This window comes from Chengkuizengella axinellae (assembly GCF_030730905.1).
Classification (GTDB): domain Bacteria; phylum Bacillota; class Bacilli; order Paenibacillales; family KCTC-33759; genus Chengkuizengella; species Chengkuizengella axinellae.
Window position 1 is genome coordinate 114,197 of the sequence record NZ_JAVAMP010000008.1, and the last position, 17,369, is coordinate 131,565.

The window sequence follows — 17,369 nt, forward strand, 5'->3', positions numbered from 1 at the left end:
TCATCAGTAAGATCACTATTCTTTATTTTAAATGAAGTTCACTTTCCTGACAATTTTAATTCAACTCATCTGGTTGTATCTTCCATTTCCCTATTCAAATCATGTGGTTAGTAATTATCAGACTCCTTTGTTAAAAGCAGGCCAAGAACTATATGCTGATCGAAAAACAAGTGAGGAAATAAAACATCAATTATATGAAGAACTAGCATTGATACCCCAACAAGCTTCCGCAGAGATCTTTCTTGAAGGAGTGGGTAGTGGGGAGTTCAGCTTCATAAATCTAGAGGAAGCAATGTTGTTGTATGGTGCATGGATCGTGGGAATATGTAATTTAACAGATAGTTTAGACATTAAGTTGCTCCAACATCTATCGCAAGAAACAACACGTATATTTCTTGACTTTTGTCAAAACTAATTTTTTAATGTAATTAGAACGATTGTTCAATTCCATTCACAAAGGAGCTATTGATCTTTCCCACGTGTCTCGAAAAAGCAATGGGTTATGCTTTATACCATGAATCAGATCATTTAACCTTACTTCCAGAATTTAAAGGCAAACATTTCTTATCTAAACTTTATGCAACATTCATTTTTCAAAGAGCAGCAATGTTCGGTATGCTATGGGATACAGACAAGATGTTGCATTTGACAGAGATTTAGTGTCTGTATGGAACTGGTACGAAACGAATGGACAATTAATTAGAAGTGTAGAAAAGTCAAAAACGGTTTACATGATTACCGTTATTACGTTAGTTATCGCCTATGCAACTTACGCTAAATATTTTAAAAATGGTTGGTGGTATGGTGTTGCATTACCAATCGTTGGGATTATATTAGTTATTGGATCATTGAGGGGTGGAATTAATGCCACAATAAATGGTGGGATGACATGGCGAGATTCAAAATATAATCGAGATAATCTGAAACCATTGTAATGAATGATATAACAAAAACTCGGTGACCTATTTGAAAACTTTTAAATTCTTATGTTATAAAAAAACATTAAACCCCTACTCTATTCAGAAAGGGGGTTTAACTTTAATGCACATGTCTATTATGCAATGGAAACATTGAATTACTAGTACTGCATAATAGAAAGGTATGTACAGTATTTTATTGAATTTTTACAGCAGCAAAAGAACAATCGATGTTATGATTAATGGAATTGCTGTAATAAGAGGAAGTAGCATAGATTCTTTTCTAATATGCTGCTTCTTCTGTTTTATTATTTCTCTTTCATTAAGAACGTTAGCATCAACCTGATAATTCACCAAACTCTCATCTAACTCTTCCTTTGATGGTTTTTTTCTTCTAATTATAAATTTATAAACGGGTTTAAACCAGCCATTAGAAACAAAAACAACAGCGCTCAAAGATAAACAAAATATTCCAACCATAAATGTTGTATTAATCAGGGTTTGGTATACACTTTTGTCATAAAAAAGAAAACTATATACGCCACATATCAGAAATACGATTGTAGGTGTGAGAATTCTCAGTTTGATTTGTAAGTTCATAACACACCTCCTAGTTGAAATTCATATATGAATTGGAACAGGTGTTTCTTTCAACTAATACAAATGACAAGCTACGAAATGACCTTTCTCTACTTCTTTCAACTGAGGTATCATCGATTCACATTCTTTTTTAGCATGAGCGCATCGTGTTCTAAAATGACAACCACTCGGAGGGTTCATCGGACTTGGTACATCTCCTTGTAAAACAATTCTCTCCCTAGAATGCTCCACTTTAGGGTCAGGGATCGGAATAGCAGATAATAAAGCCTGAGTGTATGGATGTAGTGGATTATCATATAACTCTACACTCTCTGATACTTCAACAAGTTTTCCTAAGTACATCACACCGATGCGATCAGAAATATGCTTTACCATAGATAAATCATGAGCAATAAACAAATAAGTAAGGTTCTCTTCTTCTTGTAAATCTTGAAATAGATTTACAACCTGAGCTTGTATTGATACGTCAAGCGCTGAAATCGGTTCATCAGCAATGATAAACTTCGGTTTCACAGCAAGGGCTCGAGCAATACCAATACGTTGTCGTTGTCCCCCAGAAAACTCATGTGGATATCGATTAGCATGATTTTTCTTTAGTCCAACTTTATTTAATAATTCTAGAACTCTATCATATTTTCCTGATTTATCACCTTTATACATGCCAAGAGCATCCATACCTTCAGAAATAATCTCTGTTACCGTTAATCTAGGATTTAATGAAGCATATGGGTCCTGGAAGATCATTTGCATATCACTATGCAGTGCATACTTCTGTTTCTTATTCATCTTAATAATATTTTCACCATTAAAATAAATCTCTCCTTCAGTAGCATTATACAACTGCAAAATGGTTCTTCCTGTTGTAGACTTGCCACATCCAGACTCTCCTACTAAACCAAAAGTTTCTCCTTCTGATATAGAAAATGAGACATCATTTACAGCTTTTAACGTTCGCCCACCAGAAACTTTAAATTCCTTCGATAAATTTCTTATATCCAGTAGTGTTTTTGCACCCATTATACATGTCCCCCTGACTGTACCGGTCTTTCTACCGTTGGAGCGGCAGGATCCTCTAACCAACAACTCACTTTATGACTGGAAGATAATGTTGTTTCTTCTGGAAACTCCTCAATACACGCCTTCATGGCAAATTCGCATCTTTCCGCAAAAGGACATCCTTTTGGGGGATCAATCAATTGAGGTGGTGTTCCTGGAATAGATGCCAATCTCCCATGCTCCTTAGAATCGAGTCTAGGTACAGATTCCAACAATCCCCAAGTATACGGATGACGGGATTCATAAAATATTTCATTCAACGTTCCCTGCTCAACAATTTTTCCTGCATACATAATAACGACACGCTGCGCTATATTCGCCACCACACCTAAGTCATGCGTAATTAAAATAATTGAGGTATGAAGTTTATCTTGCAAACCTTTCATAAGTTCAATAATTTGAGCCTGAATCGTTACATCTAATGCCGTTGTAGGTTCATCTGCAATAAGCAGCTTTGGATTACATGCTAATGCAATCGCAATCATAACTCTCTGTCTCATACCACCACTAAATTGATGAGGGTAACTGTATATTAATTTATCTGGATTCGGAATTCCAACTAAGCCTAACATTTCAATTGCTCTTTGCTTAGCCTCTGACTTGCTCATGCCTTGGTGTTTAATCAAACTTTCAGTAATTTGTGTACCTATTTTCATAGTAGGGTTTAAAGACGTCATCGGATCTTGAAAAATCATAGATACCTCTGCTCCACGAATTTTCTGAAATTCTTTTTCCGAAATGGAAGTTAAATCTTTATTGTCAAAATTAATAGAGCCCTGCTTATAGCGTCCTGGTGGCATTGGGTTTAATCCAATAATAGCCTGAGAAGTAACACTTTTTCCAGATCCAGATTCGCCTACAAGTGCGACTACTTCCCCTTTATTCACTTCAAAGTTTATACCCCGAATAGCTTCTACTTCACCTTGGAAAGTATCAAAAGAAAAATACAAATCTTTAATTTCCAACAATTTACTCATTATTAAAAAAACCTCCTTTAGCTCTTTTCCATATTCATTTCATTATTTACGTAATTTTGGATCAACCGCATCACGCAATCCGTCTCCAAATATACTGAACGAAGTTACAATTAAAGTAAGGATAGTAGCAGGTATTAATAAAAGAAATGGATAAGTAGTTACAAAGTTTCTAGAGTCACTAATTAAAGATCCTAAAGAAGCATAAGGTACTGGCACGCCCAGTCCAATAAAACTTAAAAAAGCTTCAGTAAAGATGGCAAACGGGATTGTAAAAGAAATATTTACTAACACTGGGCCTACCATGTTAGGTATTAAATGCATACTCATCATTTTTGCTGGCTTTGTTCCAAGAGATCGAGCTGCTAATATAAATTCCCGATTTTTCAAACTAAATACTTGTCCTCGGACTAACCTTGCCATACCTACCCAACCAGTAAGTGCAATTGCAATAATAATAGCAGTTATACCTGGTTCTAAAACTAAAATTAGTAATACAACAATAATAATATTTGGAATACTTACAATAATTTCAATAAAACGCATCATAAGAAAATCAGCTCTGCCTCCGAAATATCCAGCGATGACACCATATACAATTCCAAAAACTACATCAAGCGACGCAGCTATAACACCAATTAACAGTGAGACTCTAGCACCTTCCCACGTTCTAGTCCACATATCTCTACCAAACTCATCTGTTCCAAACCAATTATTATCCGTAAGCGTCGGTGTATGTTTTAAATTTGACTCTCCCTCTGAATTTGTATAAATCTGAGTCATAGCATCATGCTCATTCATCAATGGTGCAAATAATGACATTAGAACAATAAAAATCAAAATAAAAATAGAAATCATTGCAGGTTTATGCTGCTTTAAACGACGCCATACGTCCTGAGAAAAAGAAACGCTTTTATAATCTTTTTCTCCTTCAAACAAAACATTTTTATCTATTTTTTCAAACCTATCTTTTGATATCGTTGGATTCGTATTCATGCGTTAGTCACTTCCTCCCAATACACGTATTCTTGGATCTATCAATGAATATAAGATATCAACTAAAAATAAAGCTACGATATACAACATGGAGTAAAACAACGTTAATCCCATCGTTACAGAATAATCTCTATCTCTTACAGAATCCACTAATTCATTTCCAATTCCTGGAATACCAAAAATCGTTTCTATAACTAGGGAACCCGTTAATGCAAATAAAATAAATACTGGCAAAGAGGTTGCAATCGGGATTAAAGCATTTCTTAAACAATGTCGAAATAAGACTACCCTTTTGGATAACCCTTTCGATTTAGCTGTTTTTATATAATCTTGCCCTAATACCTCCAACATCTCTGAACGCATCATTCTTGTGTAATAAGCGAATCCACCAAATGCTAATGAAAGAGTTGGTAAGATCGTATGCTTAAATTCGCCCCACAAAGCTACAGGTAGAGGGGGTTTGTCTAACAATCCGAACAATGCATGATTACCACCAAATATGTATTGCAATAAAACAGCAACAACAAAGTTTGGAATAGCAAAACCAATAACGGCAAATCCAACAGACATATAGTCTAACATTTTACCCCTTCTTAAAGCAGCTGCCATACCTAACAATACACCAAATGGTATACTAATTGCTGCTGCTTGTAATCCTAGCGTAGCAGAAGGTCCTATTCTTTCAAAAATAATCGTTGTGACTTCCCTTCCTTTTGTAATATAAGAGGTACCAAAGTCACCCTGTATAGCATTTGTTAAATATTGAAAATATTGCTCTGGTATTGACTTATCCAAACCATACTTTTCCAACATTACTTCTCTTACAGATTCCGGAAGTTTATCTTCATTAAAAGGGCTGCCTGGCATTAATTTCATTAAGAAAAAAGTAAGTGTGATAACAACCCAAATCGTCACTAACATAAATATAAAACGATGTAATAAATATTTACCCATCATCTACAGCTCCAATTCTACATTGAAATAGGGTTTCCTTCATTTTGTTATTAAAATTCAAGGTATATGCTTTCACATATACCTTGAATTGAGTATGAAATAATTTTACTTATTAGATCTCATTATTATTTACCATCAATATATGTCCATTTGAAGGAATATGGAGGTCCAGAAGCATGAATTCCAAGATCTTTCACATATTCTTGTTGTAAAGTATAATATCCGTCAAATACAGTTGGAATAAACGCATAGTCGGATAATACGATTCTTTCCATTTCACCATAAATATCAAATCTTTCTTTTCCATCCACTGCTTTAGATTTTTCTTTTAATGCATCGTACTTAGTATTGGAATAACCATTTCTAACCGAATAAAAACCGGTAGTCGTGAAAAGATCTAGATATGTTGTTGGTTCATTGTAATCCGCAAACCAACCAGTGTAAATAATATGATATTCAAATGTTTTTTGTTGTTCTCTTCTTACCTTAGAATCTTGAATCTCAAGAGTGATAGGTATTCCTACTTGTCTTAATTGTTCTTGAATAATTTGCATTTCATTAGCAGTATCACCAGAATATGTACCAACAGATATTTCAGGTACATCAGCACCGATTTCTGCTACAGCTTTTGCAACTAATTCTTTTGCTCTTTCAGGGTCATAACGAAGTAAGTCAGCATTTCCAGAAAATTCTGTACGGAAATCTGCATCTGGAGAAGAACCAACTAATCCAGTAGGAAGAATTCCTGATGCAGGTACTTTCACCCCACCTGTTACTGCTGTTACTACATTTCGATCAATCCCTAAAGACATAGCTTCACGGAAGTCTTTATTATTCAAGAATTTACCTTCAATAGTGTCTTTGTTAACTAAATTCATTAAAAACCAACTAGTTTGTGTTTTAGCATACTGAGTAGCCTCTGGTCTATCTTTATAAAGATCAATGAAGTCAGGTCCAACATTCATAACCAAATCAAATTCTTTATTATCAAATCTTTGCTCTCGAGTACTCACACCAGTCAGTTCAAGAACAACTTTATCTAACTTTACAGCATCTCTATCCCAATATTCTTCATTTGGTGATAGAACAATCTTATCATCATGTGACCAATCTGAAATTACAAAAGGACCATTATATAACAATTTATCTAATTCACTAGCATATCCGTCATCTCCACCAACTGAGTTATAAAATTCTTCATTAATTGGATAGAAAGTAGGGAATGCCATTAGTTCTAAAAATTGTGGTACAATGTCAGTAACTTGAACCTCAAAAGTACTGTCATCTACAGCTTTAAATCCTAAATTATCCAAAGCTGGGCGAATTAGCGCTTCTAATTCTTCTGCTGTAGCTTCTTCAGGCAATTCAACTTCCCCTAATTCTGCATAACCTTCAAGTGCAATCAATTCAAAAATCCAAGAGTACTCCCCTGCATTTCTAGGATCAAGAGCAGTCTTCCATCCAAATTCAAAATCATGCGCAGTAACAGGGTCTCCATTAGACCATTTAGCATTATCTCTAATCTTAAACGTATAAGTGTTTCCGTTTAATTCATAACTTTCTGCAATACCAGGTACGATTGTCTCATCTATCAGCTTTTGCATTAATCCATCAAAGATATTATTCATAATCAACTGATCTTGAGTATAAGAACCATGTACAGGACTTAATGAGGTTGGTTCAGATGTACCCGTAACAAATACTTGTTCACTTCCCTCTGATTCACCACTAGATTCACTAGTTGTTCCTTCTGTAGTAGTTCCTGTATCACTATCTGAAGTGGCAGGTGTTGCTTCGTCTCCCCCACTACAAGCTGCAAGTCCTACAATCACAGCCATAAACAAAGCTAAAATCATCATCACTCTTTTGTTGTTACTCTTCATCAAATTTCTCCTCCTTAATATTTTTACCCTTTCAATTTTGTTTCACTTTACTATCACATTCACATCTACCATTTACAATATTGTTTGATCATGAAATATCCTTTATCAAATCATTAGGATGAACAAAGCAAGGAGGACTTATCTAGGAGTTAAAATTGTTCGTTATCGATCTATCATATAATTTAGAAATTTTACACTGGATGGAAGCGCTTTCTGATTAGATTCAATGTTATCAAATGTGATTAAACTTCCAACTAAATTTCTTTGTTCTATGGATCGATAAACATTAGTGGGTATGTAATAATATAGAAGTGAACAAAACTGAATTGATTTTTTCTCTGTGGCTACAGAGAATTGGGACAAGGGAAAATGCCCGGTAAAACTCCCCCTCAAAATGTCCAAAGGTCTAACCTTTAAATATCTAATGGTCTAACCATTTGATATTTACAATCATATAATATTCTGAAAATTGAGTCAAGATGAAAATGTTTTCATTTTGTAGATTTTGTGTATTTTTTTATCCATTCGTTTTTTTTCGTAAGAAAAATGTATATAATTCTGTTTTTAATAGAAATAACTGGATGGAATATACAATAAGAGGCTTTTTAAAAGGTGATTAATGAGGAGTTGAATTTCAGGTTGTTGCTGAAGACCCAGCCTTGCGGGAACTATAAGGATAATCAGAGAATGCTCCTAAACCGTACTCAAGGATTTTATCGAGGTTTCAATCCTAATACTTAATGTTTAAGCTTAAAGAGATTTGATAAATGAAATTTGAGTGTTTATATTTGAAAACTAAATTTTAATTTAATTGTCGAATACACTCTATATATCATCAATTAGGGATGCATGTGATTTCTTTTTTAATTTTTTGATTTTCTTTTCCGAAGGTAATCTCTATATGATGATCTAAACGTTTCTCAACTTCTACATTTTTAAGTTCTATATTGTCGTTTGCTCTAGCAAAATCACTTTTAAGTTTTTGGAGCAATTGTTTATCATATTTAATGTTGTTCTTTCTTTCAATAGCATCAGCTACAGTCATTTTCATACCAGCTACTTCACAAACCGTTTTAGCATTTGATTCTACAATAGCAGACATAATAAATTTTCTATTATCCATTAAATCTCTTACAGACTGCAATTTAGATCTTACTTTTTCTTCATATTGCTTGTTGTTAGAATATCCTTTCACCACGCCTTTAGTTCCTTTTACAAAAGAAACAAAATTACTATCATTTAATGACTTTATAATTCTATCATTTAATGACTTTAATTCTCTTAAAGCACGGTTGATTGATATTGTTCTCATATGAAGCCCCCAATTATTATACATTAATTAATTTAGCAGTATTAAAATATCGAATTATTATTCTAGCATCCATAAAATGATAAATCAACCCTACGAATAAACGATTTTATTACTTATACCATTTCCTTATCAGATTGATATTCGCTTAATTCTTCTGAAATACCGATTATACCACAATATACCAGAAACTGATCGCTTTTTATATATCCTCGTTAAAATTTGCATGTCTATGTCAAATTAATGCTACAAATCACAAGAATGTAGAGGTAATACAAGAATGTAAGTCATAAATAGCGAATATGAATTTAATGAGAACGATTACATGATTTAAAAACAAAGGAGGAAATGAAATGAAGATATACATGCATAAATCATTATCTCGTAAAAGATTATTCATTATCTTATTGAGCATAGTCACAATACTAAGCCTACTAATCCCTACTTTAGGAAATCCAAGTGTGGTAAATGGAGAGGTCCTAGTTTATCAAGATCCAACTGCAGCTATTCCTGATAGAGTATCAGACCTAGTATCACGAATGAGTTTGAATGAAAAAATTGGCCAAATGACACAGGTTGATCGTAGATACTTAAATAGTGATCAAGATATTGCAACCTATTATTTAGGCTCGTTATTAAGTGGTGGCGGGTCTGCACCTACTCCCAATACGCCAGAAGCTTGGGCAGATATGTATGATCAATATCAATCCATTGCTTTATCTAGCAATCTAGGTATTCCTTTGATTTATGGCATTGATGCTGTACATGGACATAATAATGTATATGGAGCAACAATTTTCCCGCATAACATTGGTTTAGGAGCAACTAGAAATCCCGCTTTATTAAAACAAATAGGTGAAGCTACTGCAAAAGAAGTGGCAGGAACTGGGATAGACTGGACGTTTGCACCAGCTCTCAGTGTAGCTAGAAATGAACGTTGGGGAAGAACCTACGAAAGTTTTGGAGAAGATCCTGAAATTGCAAGTTCATATGCAACAATAATCGAAGGATTGCAAGGTACAAATTTAAACGATCCAGCAACCATTTTAGCAACAGCAAAACATTGGGTGGGAGATGGCGGTACCACTGGAGGAGATGATCAAGGAGACACACAAATTTCTGAACAAGAATTAAGGGACATTCACATAGCTCCGTATCTCAATGCGATTAATAGTGGGGTTGGATCAATAATGATATCTTATAGTAGCTGGAATGGAGAAAAGCTACATGGACATGATTATTTAATTAATGATGTTTTAAAGGGTGAATTAGGGTTTGATGGTTTTATCGTATCTGATTGGGCCGCAATAGATCAATTGCCCGGTGATTACGCTAGTGATGTAAGGGATTCTATTAATGCAGGAATAGATATGATCATGGTACCAGATAATTATGTGAATTTTATAAACACACTTAGAACAGAAGTCAATGAGGGGCGAATTGCTATGACTCGAATTGATGATGCAGTGGAAAGAATCTTAACGAAGAAGTTTGAGCTGGGATTATTCGAAAGCCCTTACACCGATCGAACATACACAGCAACAGTTGGATCACAAGCACATAGAGACATTGCAAGAGATGCAGTAAGACAATCCCTAGTCCTTCTTAAAAATGAAGGAAACATCCTACCCCTTTCTAAAAATTTAAATAAAGTTTTTGTAGCAGGAAAAAATGCCGATAATATAGGATATCAATCAGGTGGCTGGTCTATTAGCTGGCAAGGAAGTGGAGGAGATATCACACCAGGTACTACTATATTAGAAGGAATTCAAAATGCAGTCTCTCCATCTACAACAGTCACATACAATGAAAGAGGGATAGGCATAAAGTCGGATTATGATGTTGCTATCGTTGTTATAGGTGAGAAACCTTATGCTGAAGGAAATGGAGATAAACCAGGTAATTTTGGATTAGAGAGAACAGACCTAGCTGTATTAGACAAAATGAAAAGAGCTGGTGTTCCTATCGTCGTTATCTTAGTATCAGGGAGACCTCTTATTGTTACAGATCAACTAGCTGATTGGAATGCTTTTGTAGAAGCTTGGCTTCCTGGAACTGAAGGTGGCGGAGTTGCTGATGTGTTATTTGGTGATTACAATTTCACTGGCACCTTACCAATGAGCTGGCCACGAACCGGAGATCAAATTCCAATCAATATTGGTGATTCACAATATGATCCATTATTCCCATATGGTTACGGTTTAACTTTTCCTTAGAATTTTTTAGTGGGGGCATTGCCCCCTTATTCATTTACAAACATACTCGCTTAATCAATCCTTCAATTGCTTCATATATAGTAATGCTTCAAATGATTCTTTACACTGTACGATTCAAAAATTCACAAACCTTGTTTTGACTTTCTTTAAGATGAACTGTTCATTTTTTTTTGAACTTTCATTACCTTTTCAGTCATTTTCAATGGTTTATCTCTTCGATCATCAATTCTAATGTTCGTAGCCACTCTATGTGCACCTTTATTGAAGGGTACTTCATGAATCACCTTTATAACTTCAAACAAATCATCCAACTCTCCTTCAATCAGAGTGCTCATAGGAGTAAGTTGAACTTTTACTTTATCTTTAAATTGATCTAGTGTTTTATGGATTTCAGCTACAAAATCACTCACACTAGAACTATTTGTACCTATTGGAATTATGGTTATATCTACAATCGCCATTTTGCAATACTCCTTTCAAATTTCACAAATTTTTTTTAAAAAATCACTTTTATATTACTTCTTTCTAATTCTAAATACTTTACCTGAATTTACTTTAAGCAATTCCCCAGTTTCTATTTTTATTAAGGATTGAGTAGATCCTCCTCCGGTATATATGTAATCTTTTTCCAGTACCTTTAAATCTACTAAAAACAAAGCATTAAATCCAAAGGAAGGAACGCCACCCACAGGAAAACCAGTCCTTCTAAACACTTCTTCTTCAGATGCCAATTTTGGTCTATGATCTAAATTCAAGACCTTATAAACCCTCGAAGTACTTGCACGATCTTCTCCTTTCACAATAGCAACAATTAATCTGTCAGTATCATCTACCATACAAACGTTTTTTACAAATTCATCAACTTTCTCATTTACTGCTGCGGCAGCGTCTGAAACCGAATGACAATTTTTTTTAACCAAAAGGTGATCTGCATTAATTTTATTTTCTTTTAAATAATCGCTGATTTTTATATCATACTGATTCATATATGATACCCACCTCTTTTATTTATTAATTCCTTTAATTAAATTATAAATGTTTAAAACAAAAAAAACACCTATATTCAAATAAGTGATTTATATTATAAACCTATTAATAGTTTTAAGAATAGATACCTCCGACATGATCAATAACTAAAAATGATATCCGTTCATTTTTATTTCTCCCCAACCTAATAAACAACATTTATATATTTATAACAGAGTCGAAGGTACCTTCAGAACACAATGTTAGTTCGTTATAATGAACTAACATTTATATTAATATCTTACTTTATTTTATTATATTTATCAATATAAATTTATTGATTATTTCTGGAACCATAGCAATATCATCTATTTGAGTATCTATTATATAGTAAAAAAACAATACGCTCTGTTCCAAATGGATTAGATCATATTGTTTTTCTAATGACATTCCAGAATTTCTTACGCTATTGTTCCACACTTAAACCCCTTGCAAATACAGGAATCATTGTATCAATAAGTTCTTCTTGAGGTGTAAACGGAATTCCAGGAAATCTTTGTCTTGTCATAAAAGTCCCGATTGTAGATGTTAAAAAAGCAAAAGTTATTGTATCTGAATTAACATCTATCATTTTTCCTTTTTCCTTCATTTTTTCGAAATATAGTACGAATAAATATTTTAACTCCAATAAGCTTTTTTCAGTTATCACAGATTTAATATCTTTTTCTTTAAAAATAATCATTATGATATGGGCATTGTCCAACATTTGATTATAAAATATATGTGCTATATTTTTCAGGTCAGTTTCTAAATCATAGGTTGCTTCTTTTTCAAGATAAGCTCGAATAAGTGGCGCTGCAGAGCTAAAAGTACTCATGATTTCTTCATATATCTTTTCTTTAGTTTCGAAGATTCTGAAAACTGTCATTTCTGTTACTCCAGCTTCCAGAGCAATTTTTTTCAATGTTGCACCCTTATAGCCATTTTCGGAAAAAAGTTTTAGACTAGCTTGTAATATTTTTTCCTTAGTTGTTGTCTGTCTACTATTTTTTTCAGCCATCATTTAACTTCCTTTCATGCTTCAGACTCATCAAATTCTCTCTTTAATTTATCAATTGTTATTCATAATATTATCACATATGTTAAAATCTCACCATATTTACATCCAATTCTCCGACTATCATGTCATTTATTTAGAAATAAGTTCACATGCAAAGTAGGTTATTATCTATAAGGGCATAAACAAAGATTTCTTCTTTAGCTTTTACTGATTCAAATCATAACGCAAATAATTAAAATACTCCGTAGGCAAAACATGAATGATTTCTCCAAATTGATTTTTATACACTTCAAATTCTTGATAAGTTTCAGTAAGTAGGTCTCCTTCTATTGAAGAATCTACTAAAACCTTTTCTAAGGTTACATAGTAGTTGTCACCTTTTTGGATTTGCTGAAGCTCTCCTTCACTCTGAGAAGAAACTGGTGTTTCACTTACTCTTTCTACAATATACGCACTTTCATTTTCCCATAAAATGTTTGCAGTGTTATGATGATCTCTAGGAATTATGATAAGCAAAACAAGTATAACATTTATAATTGCAACAGTCATAATTACGATAGTTGATTGAAAAGATTTCATTTTCATTATGATTCCCCTTTCCAGCAATTAACCTTGTACTCTTATCCTATGCATGTCTCATTAAGAAAAAAACCTCCAAAAGAGATATTCATCTTTAATGGAGGTTGTTCATTATTTCATTTATTTATTTTGTAAATACTTGTTATTTCAAAGCATTTAACTGTTCAGCAGCTCCATCTAATGTTGTTTTTACATCCTCTCCATTCACAACAATTTTCTGAAATACTTCTAAATAAATAGGTTCAGCATCAGCCCAGTAAGGTTCATTTCCTCTTGGTTCAGCGGAGTTCAACGCTTCTTTAATTGCTTCAAAATATGGTTCTTGATAACCTTGTACTAATCCATAAGCATCAGATCTTACTGATGGCCAAGCTAATTCGCTTACTAACAATTCTTGAACATCTTTTGACATTAGAAATTCAGCAAATTGGATCGCTGATTCAACTTTTGTAGAACCTTTGGGAATACCAATAACTTCTCCACCTAATACATGAGATTCTTTCACAGGTCCACTCCAACCACTATATGCTTTAATCTCATCTTTTCCTTGATTATGAAATTCTGGAATATAAAAAGGCCAGTTCGTTCCAAGATATACGCTATCCTTTAATAAATATTCATTCATTGTATCCCATGCTGCTGTCGAACTTTGTTCATTTAAATACGGATATAATTCCTGTAGGAATTCAAATGCTTGAACACTTCCCTCATCATTTAATGTATACGGGTCTCCACCTGCTTGTTTAATAAAATCAAACATGTGTAGGATGTTATCCGCTTGTAGATTTGCTTTTATTGCAACTCTACCTTGACCTGTTAAATCCTTAGTTGCTTTTGCAACGTTTAAAAGTTCTTCCCAAGTTGTAGGTACTTCCAGTCCAAGTTCGTTAAATTTATTTTCATTATAAAAAGCGATTTCCACATTAGGACGATATGGTAAAAATAATCTCTTTCCATCAAACTCCGTCGCTTCCATCATACCCTCGATCACTGCTTCTGGAATTTTCTCGTTATAAGTAGATAAATCCTCAACAAGATCTCTTGTTACTAGTCCAGACAAATTATTAATATCTTGAGCAAACATATCAATTGTTATCTGACCTGATTCTACCTGAGCAGTTAAACTATTAATTAAATCACCCGCTTTTAATTCAACTGCTTCCACTTTAATTCCTGTTTCAGCTTCAAATGCAGGTAAAATTTCATTATTAAACAAATCCCATTCTGTTTCAGCCATACCAAATGCAACACGCAATGTTTCTGAGTCTGTTGATGGTTCAGGTTCAGTTGCTGGATCTTCAGAAGCATTAGGTTGATCATTCTCAGTTGGATTTTCCTGCACATTATCATCTGCTGGTGTACATCCTACAATTAAGGCTCCAAAAACAAATATTACGGCTAAAATAGATAAAAGAAATTTATTGAATTTCATATTATGAATCCCCCTATTTATATTTTATTTAAAAGCAAGTTTCACTTTACCCCGGATTAACAGTTCGTAAATGCTACTTCTTTGATGCAACGTTAACGATCTGTAAATCCCCAATAAGATCTACTAAGCTTTCATTGAATAAAAAACATATTCACCGAATGCAAGTTTCACTTTACTTCACAGCACCGGACAACATTCCTGATTTCAAATATCTTTGCAGATAAAAAGTGATGACTATAATCGGAATCGTAAGTATCGTCGAGTATGCTGCTGCTGTGAAAAAACTACCTGTTGTGATGATTTCAAATGTTTTAATAGGCAAAGTACCTTCAATCGTTGTTAAGTACCTAGCGTACAAAAATTCATTCCAGGAATTTAACCATACAAACATAGCTCCGACCGCAATTCCAGGTGCTGCTATTGGAAATATAATTTTACGAAGAGTTGTAATTCTGCCCGCACCATCAATCATGGCAGATTTTTCTACATCCCTTGGAATGACTTGAAAAGTACCTACTAATATCCATGCTAAAAATGGTAAATTAGGTATTAGATGTGCCAAAATTAATCCAAAAGTAGAATCTGTTAATTGCCAAGAAACAAACCTAGTAGCAATTGGAAGAGCTATCCCTACATCAGGAAACATTCGAGTGAATAACAAACCTAAAATAATCATATATCCTATAGCTTTAGGCATTCTTGATATGACGTAAGCAGCAGGTGCAGCGATCATAATGGCTACAATAGTTGTCAAAGTTGCTACGCTAAAGCTTTTCCAAATCGGCAAATATAACTTCTGAATCGTTTCTTCACCAAAAAATATTTTTTTCGTAATACTCGCATCTCTTACTTTTTGTAGCTCTTCTCTGCTTAATTTATAAGTCTCCCCTTCTAAAAAAGAGAGCTTTCTTGTAACACCATTAATTGTATATTGTTCATCAGGTGTTATAACAACTTCCTCTGCTTCTTCACTTGTCACTTTTAATTCATCAACATTGATTTTATATACAATTTGTCCTGTTTCTGTTTTCTTATCCGTAAGAATAATGTTCTCCCAATGCTCAAGTGTAAAATTATGAACTAAGAACGTAGGGTGATCTGTATTGACTTCTCTAGGATCACTAATAGATACTTTTACTAAAATGTAAACAGGAAATATCATCATAAAAGCAACTATAAAAAGTAAAGGAAACGATATAAATTTGAAAAAACGATCTGAAGTTAGTTTATTCATGTATTAGACCTCGCTTCCTTTCTTTCTACAATAAAGAAATAAAGCAAAATAAAAATAATGATAATCAGTAACAATATAACTGCTGCTGCACCAGACAAACCATATTGATTTCTTTGAAAGGCTTCATAAGCAAAGGTAGATAATACAGGTACATTTTTTCCAGTCATAACAAGTGGCAATTCAAAAATTCTAAAGGAATCAATAGCTCTTAAAATAATAGCCATCGTAATGGATGGTTTAAGTAATGGAAGTGTGATATACCAAAACTTTTTCCAACTTGTCGCTCCATCGATGGAAGAGGCTTCATAAACATCATCCCCTATACTTTCTAATCCAGCCAAAAGAAGAAGAATCGTTAATGGCAACACCTTCCACATGTCCGCGAAAATGATTACGGCTAATGATTCAATCCCCCCACCTAACCAATAGGGTTGTGTAGATAAAATACCTAGTCGGTATAACAATTCATTAAAATATCCTGTTTGCCCAAATACAAATAATAATGTTACACCAGATACTAGAGTTGGAACTCCCATAGGGATCAGCATAATGGTTCTAAAAAAACTACGTCCAAAAAATTTTCTTTTTAAAATTAATGCTATGACTAAAGCGATTACAATTTGAACAGTAAGTCCAATTAGAGTAATAAAGATCGTGTTAAATAATGCACTGTTAAAATCAATATGTGAGAAAAGAGATTCATAATTTTTCAACGATAATTGATGGCTCTTATCATCAATAAAGCTTATTTGTACCGTTTGCAATACAGGTATAAATGTAAAATATATTAAATAAGCAAAAAGCGGTAGAACCATGAATGTCTCTAGCCAGTATTTTTTTACAAATCTCATACTTTAGCTCTCTCCTCCTTCGAAGATTTGCCATCTATTTAAATGATTAATAATTACAGCATCCCTCCTTCTATTTATCTCTTATCCAGTGTTAAATATTCAGTTAAATGCTTCTAAATAATTGTTTCATGCTTCATTTTTGAAAAGCTTTTCAAGATTACGATTTCATTTTAACCGATTACAAAAAACTCGTCAATATCAAAAGTTAGTAAAAAGTAATGTATTTATAATTAATTAAAAAAAAACCTTTAAAAACCATAGTTCAGAGCAAATGATTTTCAAAAAACAAATACCTGTATCACTAGTTTAAGATAAACATAAATATAAAAACCTTTTCAAATA

The 17,369-nt window shown here is 33.4% G+C and carries 17 protein-coding genes; 3 read left to right on the forward strand and 14 right to left on the reverse strand.

Annotated elements, in window-relative coordinates:
• Window positions 1-31: 31 nt before the first annotated feature.
• Window positions 32-415: a TetR family transcriptional regulator C-terminal domain-containing protein gene (locus Q5Y73_RS15615; RefSeq protein ID WP_305992843.1), complete on the forward strand. Its 384-nt coding sequence runs from the start codon at window positions 32-34 to the stop codon at window positions 413-415.
• 205 nt (window positions 416-620) lie between these two features.
• A complete protein-coding gene (locus Q5Y73_RS15620) occupies window positions 621-935 on the forward strand; it encodes a hypothetical protein (protein WP_305992844.1) in 315 nt (104 codons plus the stop codon).
• A 189-nt stretch (window positions 936-1,124) separates the two neighbouring features.
• Here the strand turns inward: Q5Y73_RS15620 and Q5Y73_RS15625 are convergent, their stop codons facing one another.
• The 7 genes from Q5Y73_RS15625 to Q5Y73_RS15655 form a co-directional block, all read right to left on the reverse strand.
• Window positions 1,125-1,517: a DUF3899 domain-containing protein gene (locus Q5Y73_RS15625; RefSeq protein ID WP_305992845.1), complete on the reverse strand. Its 393-nt coding sequence runs from the start codon at window positions 1,515-1,517 to the stop codon at window positions 1,125-1,127.
• Window positions 1,518-1,571: 54 nt separating this feature from the next.
• A complete protein-coding gene (locus tag Q5Y73_RS15630) occupies window positions 1,572-2,534 on the reverse strand; it encodes an ABC transporter ATP-binding protein (RefSeq protein ID WP_305992846.1) in 963 nt (320 codons plus the stop codon).
• On the reverse strand, window positions 2,534-3,550 hold the full coding sequence (locus tag Q5Y73_RS15635; protein WP_305992847.1) for an ABC transporter ATP-binding protein: 1,017 nt from the start codon (window positions 3,548-3,550) through the stop codon (window positions 2,534-2,536). Before Q5Y73_RS15635 ends, Q5Y73_RS15630 begins: the two co-directional genes overlap by 1 nt.
• A 42-nt stretch (window positions 3,551-3,592) precedes the next feature.
• Entirely contained in the window at window positions 3,593-4,543 is a 951-nt protein-coding gene (locus tag Q5Y73_RS15640) for an ABC transporter permease (protein ID WP_305992848.1), read from the reverse strand.
• Window positions 4,544-4,546: 3 nt separating this feature from the next.
• Window positions 4,547-5,497, reverse strand: coding sequence for an ABC transporter permease (locus Q5Y73_RS15645; RefSeq protein ID WP_305992849.1), 951 nt, complete (start codon window positions 5,495-5,497; stop codon window positions 4,547-4,549).
• A 125-nt stretch (window positions 5,498-5,622) separates the two neighbouring features.
• Window positions 5,623-7,380, reverse strand: a complete 1,758-nt coding sequence (locus tag Q5Y73_RS15650; protein WP_305992850.1) for a peptide ABC transporter substrate-binding protein — start codon at window positions 7,378-7,380, stop codon at window positions 5,623-5,625.
• Between the two features lie 835 nt (window positions 7,381-8,215).
• Window positions 8,216-8,692: a hypothetical protein gene (locus tag Q5Y73_RS15655; protein WP_305992851.1), complete on the reverse strand. Its 477-nt coding sequence runs from the start codon at window positions 8,690-8,692 to the stop codon at window positions 8,216-8,218.
• A gap of 350 nt (window positions 8,693-9,042) precedes the next feature.
• Here Q5Y73_RS15655 and Q5Y73_RS15660 point away from each other — a divergent pair, with 350 nt between their 5' ends.
• The gene (locus Q5Y73_RS15660; RefSeq protein WP_305992852.1) at window positions 9,043-10,905 is read left to right on the forward strand and encodes a glycoside hydrolase family 3 protein; all 1,863 of its coding nucleotides are present in this window, start codon (window positions 9,043-9,045) and stop codon (window positions 10,903-10,905) included.
• Window positions 10,906-11,051: 146 nt separating this feature from the next.
• Here the strand turns inward: Q5Y73_RS15660 and Q5Y73_RS15665 are convergent, their stop codons facing one another.
• The 7 genes from Q5Y73_RS15665 to Q5Y73_RS15695 form a co-directional block, all read right to left on the reverse strand.
• The gene (locus Q5Y73_RS15665; protein ID WP_305992853.1) at window positions 11,052-11,366 is read right to left on the reverse strand and encodes an MTH1187 family thiamine-binding protein; all 315 of its coding nucleotides are present in this window, start codon (window positions 11,364-11,366) and stop codon (window positions 11,052-11,054) included.
• A gap of 54 nt (window positions 11,367-11,420) precedes the next feature.
• Window positions 11,421-11,891, reverse strand: a complete 471-nt coding sequence (locus Q5Y73_RS15670; protein ID WP_305992854.1) for an aminoacyl-tRNA deacylase — start codon at window positions 11,889-11,891, stop codon at window positions 11,421-11,423.
• Between the two features lie 446 nt (window positions 11,892-12,337).
• A complete protein-coding gene (locus Q5Y73_RS15675; protein ID WP_305992855.1) occupies window positions 12,338-12,931 on the reverse strand; it encodes a TetR/AcrR family transcriptional regulator in 594 nt (197 codons plus the stop codon).
• Window positions 12,932-13,135: 204 nt separating this feature from the next.
• The gene (locus Q5Y73_RS15680; protein WP_305992856.1) at window positions 13,136-13,516 is read right to left on the reverse strand and encodes a hypothetical protein; all 381 of its coding nucleotides are present in this window, start codon (window positions 13,514-13,516) and stop codon (window positions 13,136-13,138) included.
• A gap of 136 nt (window positions 13,517-13,652) precedes the next feature.
• On the reverse strand, window positions 13,653-14,942 hold the full coding sequence (locus Q5Y73_RS15685) for a sugar ABC transporter substrate-binding protein (protein ID WP_305992857.1): 1,290 nt from the start codon (window positions 14,940-14,942) through the stop codon (window positions 13,653-13,655).
• Window positions 14,943-15,114: 172 nt separating this feature from the next.
• Window positions 15,115-16,176, reverse strand: a complete 1,062-nt coding sequence (locus tag Q5Y73_RS15690; RefSeq protein ID WP_305992858.1) for a carbohydrate ABC transporter permease — start codon at window positions 16,174-16,176, stop codon at window positions 15,115-15,117.
• Complete coding sequence (locus Q5Y73_RS15695) at window positions 16,173-17,027, reverse strand: carbohydrate ABC transporter permease (protein ID WP_305992859.1); 855 nt, start codon at window positions 17,025-17,027, stop codon at window positions 16,173-16,175. The genes Q5Y73_RS15690 and Q5Y73_RS15695 overlap by 4 nt, the downstream gene beginning before the upstream one ends.
• Window positions 17,028-17,369 lie beyond the last annotated feature (342 nt).